This is a genomic window from Microbacterium barkeri (assembly GCF_027921765.1).
GTDB classification, from domain to species: domain Bacteria; phylum Actinomycetota; class Actinomycetes; order Actinomycetales; family Microbacteriaceae; genus Microbacterium; species Microbacterium barkeri.
Map to the genome: position 1 here is coordinate 1 of NZ_BSEJ01000019.1, position 20,165 is coordinate 20,165.

General features: G+C 73.4%; 16 protein-coding genes. 12 read left to right on the top strand and 4 right to left on the bottom strand.

Features of this window, described 5'->3' with window-relative positions; all coding sequences use genetic code 11:
* Positions 1 to 270 precede the first annotated feature (270 nt).
* The 9 genes from PKE79_RS15160 to PKE79_RS15200 all read left to right on the top strand — a co-directional run bounded on the left by PKE79_RS15160 (position 271) and on the right by PKE79_RS15200 (position 8,712).
* Positions 271 to 978, top strand: coding sequence for a DedA family protein (locus tag PKE79_RS15160; RefSeq protein ID WP_271174546.1), 708 nt, complete (start codon positions 271 to 273; stop codon positions 976 to 978).
* Positions 979 to 997: 19 nt separating this feature from the next.
* The gene (locus PKE79_RS15165; protein WP_271174547.1) at positions 998 to 1,627 is read left to right on the top strand and encodes a histidine phosphatase family protein; all 630 of its coding nucleotides are present in this window, start codon (positions 998 to 1,000) and stop codon (positions 1,625 to 1,627) included.
* A 121-nt stretch (positions 1,628 to 1,748) separates the two neighbouring features.
* Positions 1,749 to 2,312 (top strand): KdsC family phosphatase, encoded by a 564-nt coding sequence (locus PKE79_RS15170; RefSeq protein ID WP_374727746.1) that lies wholly within the window; start codon positions 1,749 to 1,751, stop codon positions 2,310 to 2,312.
* Positions 2,309 to 3,193: an N-acetylneuraminate synthase family protein gene (locus tag PKE79_RS15175; RefSeq protein ID WP_271174548.1), complete on the top strand. Its 885-nt coding sequence runs from the start codon at positions 2,309 to 2,311 to the stop codon at positions 3,191 to 3,193. The genes PKE79_RS15170 and PKE79_RS15175 overlap by 4 nt, the downstream gene beginning before the upstream one ends.
* A 145-nt stretch (positions 3,194 to 3,338) precedes the next feature.
* Positions 3,339 to 3,974: a TlpA family protein disulfide reductase gene (locus tag PKE79_RS15180; protein ID WP_271174549.1), complete on the top strand. Its 636-nt coding sequence runs from the start codon at positions 3,339 to 3,341 to the stop codon at positions 3,972 to 3,974.
* Between the two features lie 19 nt (positions 3,975 to 3,993).
* Positions 3,994 to 4,767 (top strand): cytochrome c biogenesis CcdA family protein, encoded by a 774-nt coding sequence (locus PKE79_RS15185; protein ID WP_271174550.1) that lies wholly within the window; start codon positions 3,994 to 3,996, stop codon positions 4,765 to 4,767.
* On the top strand, positions 4,764 to 6,485 hold the full coding sequence (resB, locus tag PKE79_RS15190) for a cytochrome c biogenesis protein ResB (RefSeq protein ID WP_271174551.1): 1,722 nt from the start codon (positions 4,764 to 4,766) through the stop codon (positions 6,483 to 6,485). The genes PKE79_RS15185 and resB overlap by 4 nt, the downstream gene beginning before the upstream one ends.
* A 54-nt stretch (positions 6,486 to 6,539) precedes the next feature.
* On the top strand, positions 6,540 to 7,517 hold the full coding sequence (gene ccsB / locus PKE79_RS15195; RefSeq protein ID WP_374727745.1) for a c-type cytochrome biogenesis protein CcsB: 978 nt from the start codon (positions 6,540 to 6,542) through the stop codon (positions 7,515 to 7,517).
* Between the two features lie 52 nt (positions 7,518 to 7,569).
* A complete protein-coding gene (locus PKE79_RS15200) occupies positions 7,570 to 8,712 on the top strand; it encodes an acyltransferase family protein (RefSeq protein ID WP_271174553.1) in 1,143 nt (380 codons plus the stop codon).
* Here the strand turns inward: PKE79_RS15200 and PKE79_RS15205 are convergent.
* Positions 8,702 to 10,144, bottom strand: coding sequence for a glycosyltransferase (locus PKE79_RS15205; RefSeq protein ID WP_271174554.1), 1,443 nt, complete (start codon positions 10,142 to 10,144; stop codon positions 8,702 to 8,704). The two genes, PKE79_RS15200 and PKE79_RS15205, sit on opposite strands and share 11 nt — an antisense overlap.
* 137 nt (positions 10,145 to 10,281) lie before the next feature.
* Here PKE79_RS15205 and PKE79_RS15210 point away from each other — a divergent pair, with 137 nt between their 5' ends.
* From PKE79_RS15210 to PKE79_RS15220, 3 genes are read left to right on the top strand one after another with little or no spacing between them, the layout of a single operon-like run.
* The gene (locus PKE79_RS15210; RefSeq protein ID WP_271174555.1) at positions 10,282 to 11,061 is read left to right on the top strand and encodes a DeoR/GlpR family DNA-binding transcription regulator; all 780 of its coding nucleotides are present in this window, start codon (positions 10,282 to 10,284) and stop codon (positions 11,059 to 11,061) included.
* Positions 11,058 to 12,059 (top strand): 1-phosphofructokinase family hexose kinase, encoded by a 1,002-nt coding sequence (locus PKE79_RS15215; protein ID WP_271174556.1) that lies wholly within the window; start codon positions 11,058 to 11,060, stop codon positions 12,057 to 12,059. Before PKE79_RS15210 ends, PKE79_RS15215 begins: the two co-directional genes overlap by 4 nt.
* A gap of 41 nt (positions 12,060 to 12,100) precedes the next feature.
* Entirely contained in the window at positions 12,101 to 14,137 is a 2,037-nt protein-coding gene (locus PKE79_RS15220) for a PTS fructose transporter subunit IIABC (protein WP_271174557.1), read from the top strand.
* A 55-nt stretch (positions 14,138 to 14,192) separates the two neighbouring features.
* Here the strand turns inward: PKE79_RS15220 and PKE79_RS15225 are convergent, their stop codons facing one another.
* From PKE79_RS15225 to PKE79_RS15235, 3 genes are all read right to left on the bottom strand, one after another.
* Positions 14,193 to 14,636, bottom strand: a complete 444-nt coding sequence (locus PKE79_RS15225) for a DUF1905 domain-containing protein (RefSeq protein WP_271174558.1) — start codon at positions 14,634 to 14,636, stop codon at positions 14,193 to 14,195.
* 168 nt (positions 14,637 to 14,804) lie between these two features.
* A complete protein-coding gene (locus PKE79_RS15230) occupies positions 14,805 to 17,249 on the bottom strand; it encodes a YhgE/Pip domain-containing protein (protein ID WP_271174559.1) in 2,445 nt (814 codons plus the stop codon).
* A complete protein-coding gene (locus PKE79_RS15235) occupies positions 17,246 to 20,044 on the bottom strand; it encodes an MMPL family transporter (RefSeq protein ID WP_271174560.1) in 2,799 nt (932 codons plus the stop codon). The genes PKE79_RS15230 and PKE79_RS15235 overlap by 4 nt, the downstream gene beginning before the upstream one ends.
* Positions 20,045 to 20,165 lie beyond the last annotated feature (121 nt).

Here is a 20,165-nt window from a genome sequence, read left to right on the forward strand (position 1 = left end):
CTGGAACATCCACATGCACCACGGCGTGCCCTACATCGCCGCCCCCAACTGGATCGACCGACACCACCGCCACCGACCAGCACCCACCTCCCGCACCCGACTCCACACCAAACTCACCCAACACCTCAGATGCTGACAACCCCGCAGATGCCGAACCGCGCGCGACGAGCGCACAGGCGATCCCGGCCCTTCGCACAGGGAACCCGGATGCGCCGTCGATAGCGTCGAGCCCGACCCCACCGCCCGCGCCGACGGAAAGGCCGCACCGACATGACGACGACCGAGATCACGGCCGCCGCCGACGGAGGATCCTGGCTCTCCACTCTCGTGGATGCGGTCGTGGGGCTCATGGACGTCATCGGCCCCTACGGCGCCGGCGTCGCGATCGCCGCCGAGAACCTCTTCCCGCCGCTGCCGAGCGAGGCCATCCTCCCCATGGCGGGCCTCGCCGCCCATCGCGGCGCATTCGCGCTGTGGGAGGCGATCCTCTGGACGACGGTCGGGTCCGTCGTCGGCGCGCTCCTCCTCTACGGCATCGGCGTCTGGTTCGGCGTCGACCGCCTGCGCCGCATCGCCGAGCGCCTGCCGCTCGTCTCGGGAGAGGACATCGACCGGACGGTGGCCTGGTTCCACCGGCACGGCGGCAAGGCCGTCTTCCTCGGCCGGTTCGTCCCGATCTTCCGGAGCCTCATCTCGATCCCGGCCGGCGTCGTGCGGATGCCCGTGTGGCGCTTCGCGCTGCTCACGGCCGCAGGGAGCGTCATCTGGAACACCGTCTTCATCCTCGTCGGCTGGTATCTCGGCAGCGGGTGGCACATCGTCGAGCAGTACATGGACATCGTCCAGAACGTCGTCATCGTGGGCGTCGCGGCCGCGGTCGTCTGGTTCGTCGTCGTCCGCATCCGGGCGCAGCGTCGCCAGCGGGCGGCCGGTGCCGTCGCTCCGCGCGGCGAGCGCGAGGCGCCCGCGGCCGACTGAGCGTTCGTAGACTGGGCCTGTGCCCGCCGAACGCCTCCATCTCGTCCGCCACGGCGAGGTCTTCAATCCGCGGCGCGTGCTGTACGAGCGCATGCCCGGATTCCGCCTGAGCGAGGACGGGCGGCGGATGGCCAGGGCAGCGGCCGACTACGTGCGCTCGCTCGATCGCCCGCTCGCCGAGCTCGTGTGCTCTCCGCTCGAGCGCACGCGCGAGTCGGCCGAGCCGTTCACGGCGCTGTTCGAGCTCGAGCCGCGCGCCGACGAGCGCGTCATCGAGCCGTGGAACGCGTTCGCGGGGAAGCGCATGAGCCGCGCCGTCTTCATCCCGCAGAACTGGTGGCACCTGCGCCGCCCGTCGCGGCCGAGCTGGGGCGAGCCGTACCGCGAGGTCGTCGATCGCATGCACGCGGCCCTCGACGACGCGTGGGACGCCGCCGACGGCGGCGACGTCGTCATCGTGACGCACCAGGCGCCGATCTGGATCACGCACCTCTCCGTCGCGGGCCTGCCGCTGCGGCACGATCCCCGCACGCGCCGGTGCGCCCTCTCGAGCGTGACCTCGTTCGAGCGCAAGGGCGACGTCTGGCGCGAGATCGACTACGTCGAGCCCGCGTCGACCGCGGGCGCGGTCGACGTCGGGGCCGTCTGAGACCGGCACCGCGCCATCCTTCACCCCGCCGTCGCCTCGCGGGCACCTTCCGGACCCCTCGCGTTCACGCAGTGCGCTGACCGTAGAAGGTCAGCGGGAGACGCCCGCTGACGGAGGTCACGTGAGCGGTCTGAGGCGAGAGGCGATCGACGCCCGAGCGGTCGTGACCGACTTCGACGGAGTCCACACCGACGACACCGCCTTCGTCGACGCCGACGGGCGCGAGTTCGTCCGCGTGAGCCGCTCCGACGGGATGGGCGTCTCGCTTCTGCGCAGGGCCGGCATCCCCTTCCTCATCCTCTCCACCGAGACGAACGGCGTCGTCGCCGCGCGCGCCCGCAAGCTCCGCGTCGACGTGCGCCAGGGGCTCGACGACAAGGCGGCGGCTCTGCGCGAGTGGGCGGATGCCCAGGGCGTCGCGCTCGCGGATGTCGCGTACCTGGGCAACGACGTGAACGACCTGCCGTGCCTGCGGATCGTCGGCTGGCCCGTCGCGGTTCCGCGCTCCCATCCCGACGTGCTCGCGATCGCCCGCGTCGTCCTGCACCGAGCGGGCGGCGACGGCGCCGTCCGCGAACTGGCCGAGCGCGTCCTGCGCTCCCGCACGGGCCTCGTGCCCGAGCGCGCGGGCGCTGCGCTCCGCGCGTCCATCCCGTCCTCGTCACAACCGGAGGAGCACTCATGACGGTCACGATCGGCACTCGCACGCTGGGCGATGCGCACCCCACCTACGTCATCGCCGAGATCGGCCTGAACCACAACGGCTCGGTCGAGATCGCCAAGGAGCTCATCGACGTCGCCGCGGCCGCCGGCGCGGACGCGGTCAAGTTCCAGAAGCGCACCCCGGAGATCTCCACGCCCGAGCACATGCGCGACGTGCCGCGCGAGACGCCGTGGGGCACCATGACGTACCTCGAGTACCGCTACCGGGTCGAGTTCGGCCGCGACGAGTACCTCGAGATCGGCGCGCACGCCGCCGAGCGCGGCGTCGACTGGTTCGCGTCGCCGTGGGACGAGCCCTCGGTCGCGTTCCTCGAGGACCTCGACGTCGTCGCGCACAAGGTCGCATCAGCGAGCCTCACCGACGACGGGCTCCTCGCGGCGCTGCGCGAGACGGGCAAGCCGATCATCCTCTCCACGGGCATGTCGACCATGGAGCAGATCGACCGCGCGGTCGACCTCCTCGGCACGGAGAACCTCGTCCTCCTGCACGCGACGTCGACGTATCCGATGCCGGCGGAGGAGGCGAACCTCCGCATGATCCCGACGCTGAAGGACCGCTTCGCCGGCGTCCCGGTCGGATACTCGGGGCACGAGCGCGGCCTCGCGATCTCGTTCGCCGCCGTCGCGCTGGGCGCGGCCGCCGTCGAGCGCCACATCACGCTCGATCGCGGCATGTGGGGCTCGGACCACGCCGCCTCGATCGAGCCGACCGAGCTCGCGGCCCTCGTCGCCGGCATCCGCGACATCGAGCCCGCCCTCGGCGACGGCATCAAGCGCGTCTTCCCCGGCGAGCTCGCGCCCATGGCCAAGCTGCGCCGCGTGGGGGCGGGCGCCGCGGTCTGACCCGCCTGCCGCGCTTCGCGGCGAACCGGCGCCCGATCGCCGCATTTCGGGGGCAAGGCTCGCCGAGCCTTGCCCCCGAAGCCACCGCCCCGGCCATACAGCATCGACCCAGGCACCTCGAACACGGGAACGTAGGATGGGAGCCGTGCGCACGCCTGCCGTCCCGAGCCTGTCTCCCCGCATCCGCCGGGGCGCGAGAGCGGCCGCCGCGCTCGCCGTCGCGACGCTCATCGCCGGTCTGGCCGCGTGCTCCGCGGACCCCGTGACGCAGGCCTACCTCGACGGCGACGACAAGGGCTACATCGCGAGCGACTTCCGGGTGAAGGAGATCCCCGTCGAGGAGCGCGGCGAGCCCGTGAAGTGGTCGGGGGTCACGGAGGAGGGCGACGAGCTCTCGAGCGACGACACCGCGGGCGATGTCACCGTCGTGAACTTCTGGTACGCCGCGTGCGGCCCCTGCCGGGCCGAGGCCGCCGACCTCGAGTCGGTGTGGCAGGAGTACCAGGGCGAGAACGTGTCGTTCGTCGGCGTGAACACCTACGACCAGGCCGACACCGCGCGCTCGTTCGCCGAGCGGTGGGGCGTGACGTACCCGAGCATCATCGACGTCAACGACGGCAGCGCGAAGCTCGCCTTCGCCGGCGCGACCTCGATCCAGGCGACGCCCACGACGCTCGTCCTCGACACCGAGGGGCGCGTCGCCGCGGTCCTCATCGGCCAGCTCGAGGGCGCGTCCATCCTCTCGACGCTCGTGGCCGACACGCTCGCGGAGTCGGCATGACCGCCGCGGGCGCGGCATCGTGAGCCTCGACGCCGTCGTCTTCGGCGGGGCCCTGTGGCTCGCGATCCCGATCGCGATGCTCGCGGGGCTCGTGTCGTTCGTGTCGCCCTGCGTGCTGCCCCTCATCCCGGGCTATCTCGGCTTCATCGGGGGAGCCGTCGCGCCCCGCGGCGGGGCGGCGGATGGCGCCGCGCCGGGCGGCTCGCGCGGTCGCCTCGTCGGCGGGGTGCTCCTGTTCATCGCGGGCTTCACGCTCGTGTTCGTGACCCTCATCGTGCTCGGCGGGCTCGCGGGCAGCGGCCTGCAGCAGTTCAGCCTGCTCTACGGCGACCTCATCACCCGCATCCTCGGCGTCGTCATCATCCTCATGGGCGTCGTCTTCATCGGCTTCCTCGGGTTCGCGCAGCGCATCGCGCGCCCGCAGGTCAAGGGCGACCTCGGCCTCATCGGCGCTCCGCTGCTCGGGATCGCCCTCGGCATCGGGTGGGCGCCGTGCATCGGCCCGACCCTCACGGCGATCATGTCGCTCGCGATCATCCAGGGAGACGGATGGCGCGCCGCGGTGCTGGGCCTCGCCTACTCGCTCGGGCTGGGCATCCCGTTCCTCCTCGTCGCCCTCGGCTTCGGCTGGGTCACGCGATCGACCGCGTTCCTGCGTCGGCACATCCGCGTCGTGAACATCGTCGGCGGCGTGCTCCTCATCGTGCTCGGCCTGCTCATGGTGGCGGGCCTGTGGACCGACGTGATGTCGCGCCTCGGCGTGCTGTTCGCCACGATCGAGCCGCCTCTATGACCGCCGAGAAGGGCGCCGCGACCGCCCGGAAGGACACCGTGACCGATCAGCGCACCGCGCCCCAGCGCGACGGCAGCGAGCCGCTGCGCCCCTCCGACCACGTCGACGCCGACGAGGCGATCGCGCAGCCCGCGCTCGGCTTCGTCGGATGGCTGCGGTGGGGATGGCGTCAGCTCACGAGCATGCGCACGGCGCTCGTGCTGCTGCTCCTGCTCGCGATCGCGGCCGTTCCGGGGTCGATCTTCCCGCAGCGCATGGCGAACCCGAACGGCGTCACGCAGTGGGAGCGCGACAACCCGGATCTGTTCCCCGTGCTCGACGCGCTGCAGCTGTTCGACGTGTACCAGTCCGCCTGGTTCTCGGCGATCTACATCCTGCTCTTCGTCTCGCTCATCGGCTGCATCCTGCCCCGCACGAAGCACCACGCGAAGGCCCTGCGCACGAAGCCGCCGCGCACGCCCGCGCGGCTCGCGCGCCTCGACGACTTCCGCGAGGACCGCATCGCGGCCGAGGACCCGGAGGCCGAGGCCGCCCACGCCGTCGATCTCGCGGCCGCACAGCTCAAGGCGCAGGGGTATCGGGTCGAGCGCTACGACGGCCGCGGCGCGTTCTCGGTGTCGGCCGAGCGCGGGTACCTGCGCGAGACGGGCAACCTCGTCTTCCACGCGTCGCTCGTCGGCGTGCTCCTCACGGTCGGCATCGGCGGCGGATTCGCCTACACGGGCCAGCGCGTCGTCGTCGAGGGCACGACCTTCGTCAACTCGCTGCTCGACTACTCGTCGATGAACCGCGGCCGCTTCGTGTCGGAGGCCGCCCTCACGCCGTACTCGATGCGGCTCGACTCGTTCGACGTCACCTACCAGGAGTACGGCGGGCCCGGGTCGGGGCAGGCGGGCGACTTCTCCGCCAACGTCACGGTCACGCATCCTGACGGGTCGACGTCGGAGGACGCGGTGCGCGTCAACCACCCTCTCCAGCTCGAGGGCGACGCGATCTACCTGCTCGGCAACGGGTACGCGCCGACGATCACCGTCCGGAACCCCGAGGGCGAGGTCGTGTACCGCGACTCCGTGCCGTTCCTGCCGCAGGACACCGCGATGACGTCGACCGGCGTCGTCAAGGTGCCCGACGGCCTCTCCGAGCAGCTCGGCCTCGTGGGCTTCTTCTACCCGACTCAGGTGCCGCTCGACACGGGCGCATTCGCCTCGGCGTACGGCGACCTGCTCAACCCCATGCTCACCCTGAACGTGTACGCGGGCGACCTCGGCATCGACGACGGCACGCCGCGCTCGGTGTACGCCCTCGACGTGACGGGGCTCGAGCAGCTCACGGGCGGCGACACGGGCGTCGACTCGATCGAGCTGGCACCGGGTGACACCGCCGACCTGCCGAACGGCATGGGCACGATCACGTTCGAGGACGAGACGCCCGAGGGCACCGATCCGGCCCTCGGCTACACCGAGTCGGTCAAGCGGTTCGTGTCGCTCCAGATCCACCACGATCCCTCGGCGCTCGGCGTGCTCGTGTTCGCGGTCCTCGCGACGCTCGGCCTGCTCGTCGCGCTCTTCGTGCCCCGGCGCCGGATGTGGGTCAAGGCCACGCCCGACGGAGACGGCGTGCGCCTCGAGTACGCGGCTCTCGCCCGCGGCGAGGATCCCGCGCTCGCCGACGCGGTCGAGCAGCTGCGCGCGAAGCACCGGGCCGCGCTCGACGACTGATCCTCGCGCTCGGCTCCCGACCGCGCGCGACCCCCGAAACCTAGGATGGACACCATGCAGCTCGATCCCGTGACGATGGACAGCTTCTCCGTCGTACTCGTCTGGACGGCCATCTCGCTCTACGTCCTCGCGTTCATCGCCTACGCGGTCGACCTCGCGAACCGCTCGCAGGCGTCGCTGGCCGCGAAGGACGCCCGGCAGCTCGTCGGCGTCGGCGCCCGCGCCGCGTCTCCCGCCGCGAGCGAGCCTGTGGTCGCGGCGGCCCCGCGCTACGTGTGGGGCCGGATCGGCACCTCGCTCACGTGGCTCGGCTTCGTGTTCCACCTCGGCGCGACGCTCCTGCGCGGCCTCGCGGCGGGGCGCGTGCCGTGGTCGAACATGTACGAGTTCGCGATGACCGGCACGCTCCTCATGACGGCGGTCTACCTCGGCGTCCTGTTCTGGAAGGACCTCCGCTTCCTCGGGTCGTTCATGACGGGCCTCGTGACGGTGCTGCTCGGCTCGTCGTCGCTGTTCTACGTGCAGATCACGCCGCTCATGGACCCGCTCAAGTCGGTCTGGCTCGTCATCCACGTCTTCGTCGCGTCGCTCGCGACCGCCTTCCTCGCGCTCGCCTTCGCGCTGTCGGTGCTGCAGCTCCTGCAGGCACGGCGCGAGCGGATGGCGGTCGAGGCGGCCGAGGCGCCTGCGCGCCGCAGCATGCTCCGGACCATCCCGAGCGCCGAGGCGCTCGAGGGCCTCGCGTACCGCTTCGCGATCATCGGCTTCATCTTCTGGACGTTCACGCTCATCGCGGGGGCCATCTGGGCGAACGACGCCTGGGGGCGCTACTGGGGCTTCGACACGAAGGAAGTCTGGACCTTCATCATCTGGGTGCTCTACGCGGGCTACATCCACGCGCGGGCGACGCGCGGCTGGCGCGGCACGCGCTCGGCGTGGCTCTCGATCGTCGGCTTCGTCGCCGTGATCTTCAACTTCACGATCGTGAACATGTTCTTCGAGGGGCTGCACGCGTACAGCGGCCTCAGCTGAGCGTGGGAGGAGCCTGAGCACCGCGCTCCGCTCGGTTGCCTAGGCTGATCGGATGGCCGCGCCCCGACCCGCACGACTGCACGCGCTCGACGGCGTGCGCGGAGCGGCCGCGCTCGTCGTCGTGCTCTACCACGCGAGCCTCATCGCCCGGCCGTTCGCCGACGACGGGACGGCCCGCCTCATCTGGGAGACGGCGACCGAGTCGCCCCTCAAGCTGGGGTTCGCGGGAACCGAGGCGGTCCAGGTGTTCTTCGTGCTGTCGGGCCTCGTCGTGACGCTCCCCGCGCTGCGCGCGGGGTTCTCGTGGCCCGGCTACTTCGTCTCGCGACTCGTGCGCCTCTACCTGCCCGTGTGGGCGGCCATCCTCTTCGCCGTCCTCCTCGTCGTGGCCATCCCGCGCGACTCCTCCCGGGTGACGCCCGACGTCTGGATCGTGAACGCTAATATCACCTTCCCCGACTGGGCGCTCGCGTTCGACGAGGCCACCCTCATGCCCGTGACGTACGACACGGTGAACACGCTCTGGTCGCTGCGCTGGGAGATCGTCTTCAGCGTGCTGCTGCCGGTGTTCGCGGCCGTCGCGCTGCTCCTGCGGCGCTGGGCCTGGCCGGCCGCGGTCGCGTGCATCGCGGCGATGGTCGCCGGCCGGGTGCTCGACGAGCGGCCCTTCGACCTCGACGCGCTCGTCTACCTGCCGACGTTCCTGCTCGGCTGCCTCATCGCCGTCCGCCTCGACGAGATCACCGCGTGGGCGCGGCGCCGGCCGCGGCCCATCCTGTGGCTCGCGCTCTTCGCCGCCTCCTGGCTGCTGCTCATCGCGTCGTGGTGGACGCGCCCGCTCGTGCCGCCCTCGAGCACGCTGGGGGAGGCGCTGTGGGGTCTCGCGGGCGCGGGCGCGGCAGGGCTCATCCTGCTCGCCGTGTGCTCCCCGCTCGCCGAGCGCGTGCTGCAGACGCGCCCGCTGCGCTGGCTGGGCGACATCTCGTTCAGCCTCTACCTCGTGCACGCGCCGATCCTCGCGACGCTCGCGTTCGCGTGGGGCGACGAGAACTGGGCGCTCGTCGCTCTCGCGGGCGTCCCGCTGAGCCTCGCGGTCGGGTGGCTCTTCCACCGCGGTGTCGAGCGGCCCTCCCACCGTGCCGCGCGCGCGGCGGGGCGCCGCGCGGAGCGCGCGTTCGCCCGCGTCACCGCCTGAGCAGGCGGTGCTTCCTGCGGTGCGCGCGGCGCATCGCCTGTCCCCACGCGCGGGTGACGTCCTCGTCGGAGAAGCGCTGCGCGCTCTCGACGGCCGCACGGCGCATCCGCATCCGCTCCTCCTCTGACGCTCCGACGAACCGCGCGACCGCGGCGGCCAGCGCCTCCTCGTCGCCTGCGGGAACGAGGAACCCGTTCTCGCCGTCGCGGATGATGTCGGCCGCCCCGTAGGGGACGTCGTACGCGATCGGCACGCAGCCCGCGGCGAGCGCCTCGATGAGGACGAGCGGGAAGCCCTCCGAGGTCGACGTCGACAGCAGGAAGGAGGAGCGCTCGAGGTGCGCGGCCGCGTCGGGCGCGTACCCGCGCAGCCGGATGCCGTCGTCGGCGAGCGGGGCGAGGCTCGCGCGGTCCTCGCCCTCGCCCCACACGTCGAGCTCGACGTCGAGGCCCGCGGAGCGGGCCGCGCGGACGGCCGCCATGGCGTGCGCGATGCGCTTGCGTCGGGTCAGGCTCGCGAGCATGATGCCGGCGCCGGGCGGCCGGCCCTCGAGCGGCGGCGCCTCGGGCAGGTCGCGGCCGTTAGGCACGACGTCCAGGCACGCGTGCTCGCCGAGCAGGGCCACGACGTCGTCGCGCTGGCGCTGCGTGAGGAGCACGACGGCGTCGAACGCGTCCAGGTTCTCGAACACGGGCCTCCGCGACTCCCGCAGGCGCCCCATCGGCCGCCGGCGTCCGACGAGATGCGACGCGTGCACGACGTGCATGGTCACCGCGTGCGGGCGGCGGTAGTCCATCGCCCAGCGTGCGACGGTCTTGCTGTCGACGACGAGGTACGACGGCTCGTCCTCGGTGAGCGCGTCGAGCCACGCGCGGTAGAGGCGCGCGATGCGGCCCCACGACCGCACCGGCCGGCCGTCGCCGTCGCACAGGACGACGGACTTCCCGCCCGGGGTCCCGCGCTCGGCGACGTCGCGGCGCTCCGAGAGGAGCAGCGAGCCGTCCGCGCGGAAGTGGTCGGTCTGCAGGATCTCGCCGCCCTCTGATGCGCGCACGCGGCTGAGGACGATGTCGCCCCGGCGCCGCTCGGACAGCCGCTCGCCGTCACGCGGCGGCAGGGTCGCGAGCGGCGTGAACGGGTGCCGGTCAGGGCGGAGGGAGCCGCCGGGCAGGGGGTTCTCGCGCAGCCAGTCCCACAGATTGAGGAGGGTCATCCCGTCGACGATCATGCCCTCGCGCCGCAGACGCTCCTCCCTGGCCGGGTAGTCCGGGTCCGGATCGAACGTGAGCACGGTCACCGGCCGGTCGGCGAGACGCACGAACGCGCGGCTGCGGTGGAGCATCGCGGAGGTCATCCCGCCCCACGTGTCGTCGACCGACCACGTGAGCGCGTACTGACGCCCGCGGGGAAGCATCGGGCGGAGGTGCAGCATCCGGAGAGCCTAAGTCGGCGGCCTCAGCGGTCCCAGGGGATTGCGCGTGTGGCGGACGGTCTGCCAGGGGATCCATAACTCTGTTGCTTTGTGTGGGTTTCGGTTGTATTGTGTGGGAATCCGAAGGAGGATGCCGCATGTACGCAACGGAGCGCAGAGAGCTCATCGAGCAGGCGCTGCTCGCCGACGCCCGCGTCGCGGTCGCCGATCTGGCCGAGCGCCTGGGCGTCACGACCGAGACCGTGCGCCGCGACCTCGCCGTCCTCGAGGAGGCCGGCGTCCTCCGCCGCGTCCACGGCGGCGCGGTTCCCGCCGACCGCGGCAGCCTCGCCGAGACCGACCTCAGGGAGCGCGTCGGCCGCCACGGCGTCGCCAAGCGGCGGATCGCGCAGCGTGCGCTCGACGCCCTGCCCTCCGGGTTCACGGGCTCCGTCCTCATCGACGCGGGCACGACCACCGCGGCGCTCGCCGATCTGCTTCCCGCCCGGTTCGGCGGAGCGCGGGTCGAGGTGGTCACGCACTCGGTCGCGATCGCCGCCGCCCTGAGCGCGAGCGAGGGGGTGGCCCTCTCCGCGATCGGCGGACGGGTCCGCGGCGTGACCGGAGCGGCGGTCGGCGCGCGGACGGTCGAGGCGATCTCGTCCCTCCGGCCTGAGATCGCCTTCGTCGGCGTCAACGGCCTCTCGGCCGCATTCGGCGCGAGCACCCCCGACCCCGACGAGGCCGATGTCAAGGGCGCGATCGTGCGCGCCGCGCGCCGCGTCGTCGTCCTCGCCGATGCGTCGAAGTTCGGCGAGGAGTCGCTCCAGCGCTTCGCGAGGCTCGACCAGCTCGACGTGCTCGTCACCGATCGCGCCCCCGACGCGGCGCTCGCCGCGGCGCTCGAGGACGCGGGAACGGAGGTCTGGGTCGCATGATCGTCACGCTCACCGCCAACCCGGCGCTCGACCGCACGATCGCGCTGGACAGCGCCCTCGTGCCGGGTGAGGTGCACCGGGCCTCCTCCGCGCAGGAGGACGCCGCGGGCAAGGGCGTCAACGTCGCCCGGGTGCTCCACGGCTCCGCGGTCGAGACCCTCGCGGTCCTGCCGCTCGCCGCGGACGACCCGTTCGCGGCGCTGCTCGACCCGACCCTGGCCATCCGCGCCGTGCCGACGACGGCGCACGCCCGCGCGAACATCGCGCTGACGGATGCCGCCGGCGAGACGACGAAGATCAACCTCGCGGGCACCCCGCTCGGCGACGACGTGCTCCGCGCGCTCGTCGACGCCGTGGTCGCGGCCTCGGACGGCGCCGACTGGCTCGCCCTGTGCGGCTCGCTGCCCGCGGGCGCCCCCGGTGACCTCTACGCGACCGTCATCCACGCGGTGCGCGCCCGCGTCGCGCATCCGCCGCGGATCGCCGTCGACGCGACCGGGCCCGCGCTCGAGACCGTGCTCGCCCAGGCCGACGAGATCGGCGCCGTCGACCTCATCAAGCCCAACGAGGACGAGCTCGTGCAGCTCGCGGTCGACCTCTCGGCGCCGGATGTCGACCGGCCCGCGCTGCACTCGCGTCTCGTCCGCGAGGTCGAGGCCGACCCGATCGCCGCCACGGCGCGCCTCGCGCGGGAGCTCGTGCCCGGCACGGTCCGCGCGGCGCTCGTGACGCTCGGCGGCGACGGCGCGATCCTCGTCGACGCGCACGGCGTCTGGCACGCCGGCATCCCGGCGGGCGTCGACGTGCTCAGCACCGTCGGAGCGGGCGACAGCTCGCTCGCCGGCTACCTGCTCGCCGACCGGGCCGGGGCCGCCCCCGCCGAGCGGCTCCGCACCGCCGTCCGCTACGGCTCCGCGACCGCGGCCCTGCCCGGGACGCGCCTGGCGACCCCCGCCGATCTCCCGACCGGCGACATCCCCGTCCGCGCGCTCGACTGAGCGCACCCGAATCCCGCACCGCACCCATCCAGGAGGGCACCGTGTCCACCATCACCCCCCAGCTCGTCAGCCTCGACGAGGATCTCGGAGCCGACAAGGAAGCCGTGCTCCGCTCGCTCTCGGCGCGCTTCGTCGCGCAGGGCCGCGCCCGCGACGCCGAGGAGCTCTTCGCCGCCGCGTGGGCGCGCGAGGAGACCGACGCGACCGGCTTGCCGGGAGGCATCGCGATCCCGCACGCCAAGAGCGCGACCGTCACCCAGGCCTCGCTCGCCTTCGCGCGGCTCTCGCCGGGCGTCGACTTCGGCTCGTTCGACGGCCCGAGCGACATCGTCTTCATGATCGCCGCGCCCGACACCGCCGCCGAGGAGCACCTCGCCGTGCTCTCCACGCTCGCGCGGCACCTCATGGACGAGGACTTCCTCGCCGCGCTGCGCGGCGCGAAGGACGCCGATGAGGCCGTCGCGATCGTCCGTCACGCGATCGGCGAGGGCGACGGAGCTGCCGACGCGGAGCCGGTCGCGGCGGCGCCGACGCCGGCGGCTCCCGCCGACGGCGGACGGCAGATCGACGGGCGCCCCGTGCGGATCGTCGCGGTCACCGCGTGCGCCACCGGCATCGCCCACACGTACATGGCGGCCGACGCGCTCGCCGCCGCCGCGAAGAAGGCCGGCGTGGAGTTCGCGGTCGAGCCGCAGGGCTCGAGCGGCTTCGACCGCTTCGACGCCGAGACGATCGCGCAGGCGGACGCCGTGATCTTCGCGGTCGACGTCGACGTGCGCGAGCCCGAGCGCTTCGCCGGCAAGCCCGTCGTGCGGCGCTCGGTGAAGGCGGGCATCGAGCACGCCGCCGAGCTCATCGAGACGGCCGCGAAAGCCGCGGTCGACCCGGCGGCGGAGCGCGTGAGCGGAAGCGCGGCGGCGTCGACCGCCGCCGCCTCGGCGCAGAAGGAGTCGTTCGGCGCGAAGGTCAAGCGCGTGCTCCTCACGGGCGTCTCGTACATGATCCCGTTCGTCGCGGGCGGCGGCCTCCTGATCGCGCTCGGGTTCCTCTTCGGCGGGTTCCGCATCGATCAGGTCGCGAACCAGATCGTGATCGAGAACGCTCTGTGGAACCTGCCGGAGGGCGGCCTCTTCCAATACCTGGGCGCCGTGTTCTTCTCCATCGGCGGCATCTCGATGGGCTTCCTCGTCGCAGCGCTCGCGGGCTACATCGCGTTCGCGATCGCCGACCGCCCGGGCATCGCGCCCGGCTTCGTGGCCGGCTCGGTCGCCGTGCTCATGAGCGCGGGCTTCATCGGCGGCATCGTCGGCGGCGTGCTCGCCGGGCTCGCGGCCTGGTGGCTCGGCTCTCTCAGCGTCCCGCGCTGGCTCCGCGGCCTCATGCCCGTCGTGATCATCCCGCTGCTCGGCTCGATCTTCGCGTCGGGCCTCATGATCCTGTTCCTCGGCTGGCCGATCGCGGCGCTCATGAGCGCCATGACCGACGGGCTCAACGGGCTCGCGGAGTCGGGCCTCATCGTCGTCGTGGGCATCGTCCTCGGCCTCATGATGTGCTTCGACCTCGGCGGCCCCGTGAACAAGGTCGCGTACGCGTTCGCCGTCGCGGGCCTGGGAACGGCGACCGAGGGCAACGGCGTGCCGTACCTCATCATGGCCGCGGTCATGACCGCCGGCATGGTGCCGCCGCTCGGCATGGCGCTCGCGTCGACCGTGCTCGCCCCCAAGGCGTTCACCGCGCCCGAGCGCGAGAACGGCAAGGCCGCGTGGCTGCTGGGCCTGTCCTTCATCTCGGAGGGGGCGATCCCGTTCGCGGCGGCCGACCCGCTGCGCGTCATCCCCGCCTCGATGCTCGGCGGGGCCGTCACGGGCGCGCTCTCGATGCTGTTCTCGGTCGGCTCGCGCGCCCCGCACGGCGGCCTGTTCGTGTGGTTCGCGATCGACCCGATCTGGGGCTTCGCGCTCTCGCTTGTCGCCGGCACCGTCGTCACGGCCTTCGCGGTCGTGCTCCTCAAGCGGTTCGCGCGTCGCCGCACCGACGCTCCCGCACCGGCTCTCGAGGAGGCCGTCGCGATCGCCTGATCCGCGCGGCGCACGGCGCCCCATCCGCTCGCCGGATGGGGCGCCGTGCTGTCGATCAGCCCCGCAGCTCGGCGAGCGCCTTCTCGAGGCGGCGCTCGCGCGTCGCCTCCTGCTTGGCCTCCGCGATCGACCGTGCGATCTCCTTGCGGCGCGAGTACGCGAGCGCGTCGAAGGCGGCCTTCGCTGCGGGATCCGCCGCGAGCGCCTCGGCGAGCGCGGGCGGCACCTCGACCGTGCGCTCTGCCGCGTCGAGGGCGATCTCGACCTCGACCTCGTCGCCGATCTCGACGCCCAGCTCGGCGCGCGCGGCCTTGCTGAGCCCGAGCATGTTCTCGCCGCCCATCCGCGCGATGCGCAGCCGTGCGACTCGGTCGCCGATCGTCACGACGACAGGCGGGTTCTTCACCGAGCCGAGCGCGGCCACCTGCTCGTCCGAGAGCAGGATGGCCGCGGCCGGTCCGCGCGCATGGATGGTGGTGTGCAGCTGCAGGGCGTTCATGCGGTCACGATAGCGGCCTCGGATCCGTGTTCGGATGCGTCGCGCCCTGCACATGTGCCGCGAGTGGCCGGTCAGGCGGGCGGATGGCGGCCGGACGCGGCAAGGACGTCGGGCGAAGCCGGGTGGGCCGGGCGACCTCCCCCGCCGCCCGGGGTCGCGGCGTCCGGCTCAGCTTGCGAGCAGGGCGCGCGCCGACACCGTGCGCCGCGCGGCGACCGCGATCGAGGTCGCCGCGAACGCCAGCACCGCCCAGACGACGAGCCCGGCGATCGCGGCGCCCGCGCCCGGCGCATCGGCGATGACCGCGAGCAGGGCGCGGTGCGCCGGGGCCGTGGGCAGGGCCGCGGCGAGGTCGCCGAGCACGCCAGGGGTCGTCGACACGATGCCCGTGGCGATCGCGAGCGTTCCGGCCACGGCCGCGATCCAGCGGCCCGCCCCACCGAGGATCGTGACGAGCGCCTGGTGCACGGCGGCGAACGCGACGCCCGCGAGCGCGCTCAGCCCGAGGAGCGCCCAGAAGGTCGACGCCTCGTAGCCCGCCGCGAGCTGCACGACGCCCGCGACGAGCACGCCCTGCGCGGCGCCGATGCCCGCTGCGGGGAGGAGTCCGCCGCCCGCGAGCAGGACCGATGCGCGGCGCGAGGTGAGCGTCCGGCCGGCGACGGGGCGGAGCGCGAGGAACGTCGCGAGACCGCCGAACCACAGCACGGCCGCGATGAGGAGCGGGATGGCCGAGGCGCCGAAGAGCTCGAGATCGGACGCGCTCGAGGCGACCGGGTCCGCGACCGCCGAGGCGAGGTCGGCGGCCTCCTCGTCGGTGTACGAGGGGAGAGCCTCGGTCGCCTGATCCAGCCCGTCGCCGAGCGTGGTCGCTCCCGACCCCAGCTCGCCGATGCCGTCGCCGAGGTCGGTCGCGCCGTCGGCGAGCTGCCCGATGCCGCCGCCGAGGTCGGTCGCGCCGTCCTCGAGCTGCCCGATGCCGCTGCCGAGATCGGCCGCGCCCGTCGCGAGCTGCGCGATGCCGTCCGACAGGTCGGTCGCGCCGCCGGCGAGCTGCCCGATGCCGCCCGACAGGTCGGTCGCTCCCGTGGCGAGCTGCGTCGCGCCATCCGCGAGCGGGGCCGCGCCTCCCTGCAGCTGGCGCGCGCCGTCGCCCAGCTGCGTGGCGCCGCCCGCGAGCTGCGCGACCCCGTCGGCGAGCGCGCCGGCCCCGGTCTGCAGCTCGCTCGCGCCCGACGCGAGCGCGTCGGCACCCGTCGCGAGGGCGCCCAGGCCCTCGTCGCCGGCGAGAGCGCCCGCGCCGCCCGCTGCCTCCTGCAGCTGCCCCGCGATCTGCGCCGTGGCCTGCGCGTCGAACGCCGACAGGCCGCCCGAGGTGCCGGCCGCGGCCTGCTCGGCCTGGTCTGCGGCTCCCGCGATCGCCGACAGCTGCGCGCAGTACTCCGCCGCCGCTCCCGAGGCCGCGCAGCCCGCGACGAGGGCGTCCAGGCCGTCGGAGACGCCGGTCGTCGCCTGCGCCGCTCCGCTCGCGGCCGCGAGGAGATCGTCGGGCACGAGTCCGCTCGCGGTGAGGGCCGCCGCCCCGTCGGACAGCTGCGTCTGCATCTGCGCGGCGCCGTCCTGCGCCTGCCGGATGCCGGCGGCGAGCTGGGTCGCCCCGTCCGCGAGCGCGCCCGCTCCGTCGGCGAGCCGGGTCGCGCCGGCCGAGGCGTCGGTCGCTCCGGTCGCGAGCTGGTCGGCGCCGTTCGCGAGGTCGCCGGCGCCCGTGCCGAGCTGACCGATGCCGTCCGCGACCTGCGTCGCCCCGTCGGCCAGCTGCGTCGCGCCGGTCTGCGCGGCGCCTGCTCCATCGGCGAGCTGCGTCGCGCCGTCGCGGGCCGCTCCGGCTCCGTTCGCGAGCTGGACGGCGCCATCCTGCGCCTGACCTGCTCCGTTCGCGAGCTGCATCGCCCCGTCCTGCGCCTGCGTCGCTCCGTCGGCGAGCTGAGTCGCCCCGTCCTGCGCCTGCGTCGCGCCGTCGGCGAGCGCGTGGGCGCCGTCGGCCGCCTCGCCCAGCTGGTCGCCGAGCGTCGTGTAGCCGACGAAGACGTTCTCGAGCGTCGACTCCGACAGCGTCGTGCCGAGCGTCGATGCCGCGACCGAGGCGATCTCGCTCGTGATCGCGCCGTCGACGACCCGGGCGTCGGGGGCGGTCGTGACCTCGATGAGCGCCTGCTCCGGCTTCTCGTCCTCGCCCGAGAGCGACTGCGCCGACGACATCGCCGCGGCCGAGAACTCGGCGGGGATCGTCACGACGGCCTGGTAGGTGCCGTCCGCGAGGCCCTCCTCGGCGTCGTCCTCGTTCGAGAGCACCCAGTCGAGGTTGCTGTCGAGGTCGTCGGAGCCCTCGACGAGCCCCGCGGCGAGCTGGCGGCCGAGCGGCACGGTCTGACCGTCGATCTCGGTGCCGTCGTCGTCGTTCACGATCGCGGCCGTCATGTTGTCGAGTCGCGCGGTCGGGTCGTCGAGCGCCGACACGAGCACGCCGCCGAGCAGGGCGGGCAGAGCGAGCGCTCCGATCACCGCGAGCCAGCGCACGCGGCTGCGGTCTGCGGATGGCCGGAAGGGCGTCATGCGGTCACCTCGAGGGTCTCGTCGGGCGTGCGGATGTCTGCGGTGCCGCCATCGGGGAAGCCCGCGGCGGCGAGGAGGGCGAGGGCCGCCCGGGAGTCGCGCGCCGCGGCGACCACCGTGAGCGGCGCGGTCGGGTCCTGCGCGTGCGCGGCATCCCTCAGGAGCGCGGCGACCTGGTCGCCGGTCGCGGGGGAGAGCGTGTCGAGGCCGTCCACGACCACGAGCCGCGTCGCGCCGGAGAGCGCGGCGCGCAGGTCGGCGGCCGGGTCGTCTGCGCCGTCGAGGAGGGCGACGCCGACATGGCCGCGGACCCAGGCCCCGCGTCCGGGCAGGAGATGGCCGGCGACGCGCAGGCGGCCGTCGGCGATCGGCAGGCGGCCGGCGATCGCGAGCAGCACGGCGCGCGATCGGGCCGGGTCGTCCGCGGTCACGACGAGCGCCTCGCCGGGGTCGACGCGCAGACCGGCGCCGGACACGAGTGCGCGGTCGCCGTCGGCGATGACGAGTCCCTCGGCTGCGACGACCGCCGTCGAGCCGGGCTCCGGCCAGTCGGCGAGCTCGCGTTCGCGCTCGACGGCCTCGCCCTCGATGTCGAAGTGCGGCAGGGCGCGCTCGAGCCACGCCGGCATCCACCAGGCGTGGCGTCCGAGGAGCGCGAGGACCGCGGGCACGAGCGTCATGCGGATGAGGAACGCGTCGACGGCGATGCCGACGGCGAGCGCGAGCGCGATCGGCTTGATGCTGCTGTCGCCCTCGGGGACGAAGGCCGCGAACACCGCGAACATGATGACCGCGGCGGCCGTCACGACGCGGGCCGAGGCGGCGAAGCCCGTGTGGATCGCGCCCACCGCCACCTCGCGCGTGCGGCCGCGTCGCCGCGCGGCGTGCACGTAGTCCTCGCGCATGCGCGAGACGAGGAACACCTCGTAGTCCATCGCGAGGCCGAAGAGCACGCCCATGACGATGATCGGCATGAACGCGATCACGGGGCCCGTGCGCGCGACGTGCAGGAGGTCGGCGCCCCAGCCCCACTCGAAGACGGCGGCGACGACGCCGAAGGCGGCGAGGACCGACAGCAGGTACCCCGCCGTCGCCTTGAGCGGCACCCAGATCGAGCGGAAGACGATCATGAGCAGGACGAACGAGAGGCCCACGACGAAAACGCCGAACGGCAGGAGCGCCTCGCCGAGCCGGTCGGAGATGTCGATCGAGACCGCCGTGAAGCCCGTCACGACGAGGTCGACGCCGTACTCGTCGAGCCACGCGTCGTGGTGCGCGCGCAGCTCGCGCACGAGCTCGCTCGTCGCGGGGTCGGATGGCCCGGTCTCGGGGATGATCTGGACGATGCCCGTGTCGGCGGTCTCGTTGGGGGTCGCGAGCGCGACCCGGGCGACGCCGTCGATCTGCTCGACCTCGTCGGCGAGATCCTCCATGAGGCCGAGCGGGTCGTCCGACGTCACGATCGTGCCGGTGAGGATGAGGGGCCCGTTGAACCCCTCGCCGAAGTGCTCGCCGACGAGGTCGTAGCTCTGCCGCGCCTCGCTGTCCTCGGGCAGAACGCCCGCGTTCGGCAGCGCGAGGCCGAGCTGGGCCGACGGGATGGCGACGATGCCGAGCCCGAGCACGACCGCGACCGTCGTGATCCAGGGGTGGCGCGTGACTCCGCGCACCCAGCGCAGCGCGAACCCGAGGCGCGCGCCTGCGTCGCGGGCCGGCTCCGCGCCATCCGCCGGGGCCGTCGGGCTCTTCCGTGCGCGTCGGGCACGGGGCGGCCGGCCGGCAGCCCGGCCCTTCACGAGCCCCAGGAAGGCGGGCGTGAGCGTCACCGCGATGAGCACGGCGACCGCGACCGCGACGGCGGCGGCGATGCCCATCGTCGTGAGGAAGGGGATGCCGGCGAAGCCCAGGCCCACGAGCGCGATGAGCACCGTGACGCCCGCGAAGACCACCGCCGATCCGGCCGTGCCGGTGGCCCGGGCGGCGGACTCCTCGGGGTCGACGCCGCTGCGCACCTGGTCCTGGTGTCGCGCCGCGATGAAGAGCGCGTAGTCGATGCCGACCGCGAGCCCCAGCATGAGGGCGAGCATCGGCGTCGTCGACGACACGGTCGCGAACGCGGTCGACGCCACGATGCCGAGCATCGACACGCCCACGCCGAGCAGGGCGATGCCGAGGGGGAGGCCAGCGAGGACGAACGAGCGGAACGTCACGATGAGCACGAGCAGCGCGATGACGACGCCGACGGCCTCGACGATCGAGAGGGCGGGGAGCTCGGTCGCGTAGAGGTCGCCGCCGAGCGCGACGCGCGCGCCGTCGGGCAGCTCGCCGCGCAGCTCGTGCACGGCCTCGGCGAAGCCGTCCTTCGTCTCATCGGAGATCGTCGAGCTCTGGCCGGTGAACTGCACCTGCACGATCGCGGCCTCGCCGTCGTCGGAGACGAGGCCGTCGACCATCTCGCTGTACGGCGAGGTCGTCGCCTCGACCCCGGGGAAGTCGGCGAGCTCATCGACCTTCTCCTCGATCGGCTCCCGGTAGGCCGCATCGTCGATGCGGTCGCCATCGGCGGCCACGACGACGAACTGCGCGGCCGTCCCCGAGACCTGCGGGAACGTGCGGCTCAGCTGCTCGATGCCCTCCTGGCCCTCAGTCCCCGGGATCGAGAAGCTGTTGTCGAAGCCGCGGTTCAGGCCGAGGGCGCCTGCCCCCACGACGACGAGGAGGAGCAGCCAGCCGCCGAGGACGCGCCAGGGGTGGCGGAACGACCAGCGGCCGAGCGAGAACAGCAGAGTGGACACGGTGGCGCCTCCGGGGGCACGTCAGGCGGGCTTCGATACAGCGCTGTATCCGATACAGGACTGTATCGTAATCGACCGAGCAGGATCCCGGGCTGAATCCCGGGTGTGAGATCGTGAACAG

Excerpts from the sequence above, each read along its gene's own strand:
- PKE79_RS15160 (WP_271174546.1), top strand. The coding sequence starts at position 271 with ATGACGACGACCGAGATCACGGCCGCCGCCGACGGAGGATCCTGGCTC.
- PKE79_RS15175 (WP_271174548.1), top strand. The coding sequence starts at position 2,309 with ATGACGGTCACGATCGGCACTCGCACGCTGGGCGATGCGCACCCCACC.
- PKE79_RS15225 (WP_271174558.1), bottom strand. The coding sequence starts at position 14,636 with ATGAACGCCCTGCAGCTGCACACCACCATCCATGCGCGCGGACCGGCC.
- resB (WP_271174551.1), top strand. The coding sequence starts at position 4,764 with ATGACCGCCGAGAAGGGCGCCGCGACCGCCCGGAAGGACACCGTGACC.
- PKE79_RS15205 (WP_271174554.1), bottom strand. The coding sequence starts at position 10,144 with ATGCTGCACCTCCGCCCGATGCTTCCCCGCGGGCGTCAGTACGCGCTC.
- PKE79_RS15200 (WP_271174553.1), top strand. The coding sequence starts at position 7,570 with ATGGCCGCGCCCCGACCCGCACGACTGCACGCGCTCGACGGCGTGCGC.
- PKE79_RS15215 (WP_271174556.1), top strand. The coding sequence starts at position 11,058 with ATGATCGTCACGCTCACCGCCAACCCGGCGCTCGACCGCACGATCGCG.
- PKE79_RS15230 (WP_271174559.1), bottom strand. The coding sequence starts at position 17,249 with ATGACGCCCTTCCGGCCATCCGCAGACCGCAGCCGCGTGCGCTGGCTC.
- ccsB (WP_374727745.1), top strand. The coding sequence starts at position 6,540 with ATGCAGCTCGATCCCGTGACGATGGACAGCTTCTCCGTCGTACTCGTC.
- PKE79_RS15210 (WP_271174555.1), top strand. The coding sequence starts at position 10,282 with ATGTACGCAACGGAGCGCAGAGAGCTCATCGAGCAGGCGCTGCTCGCC.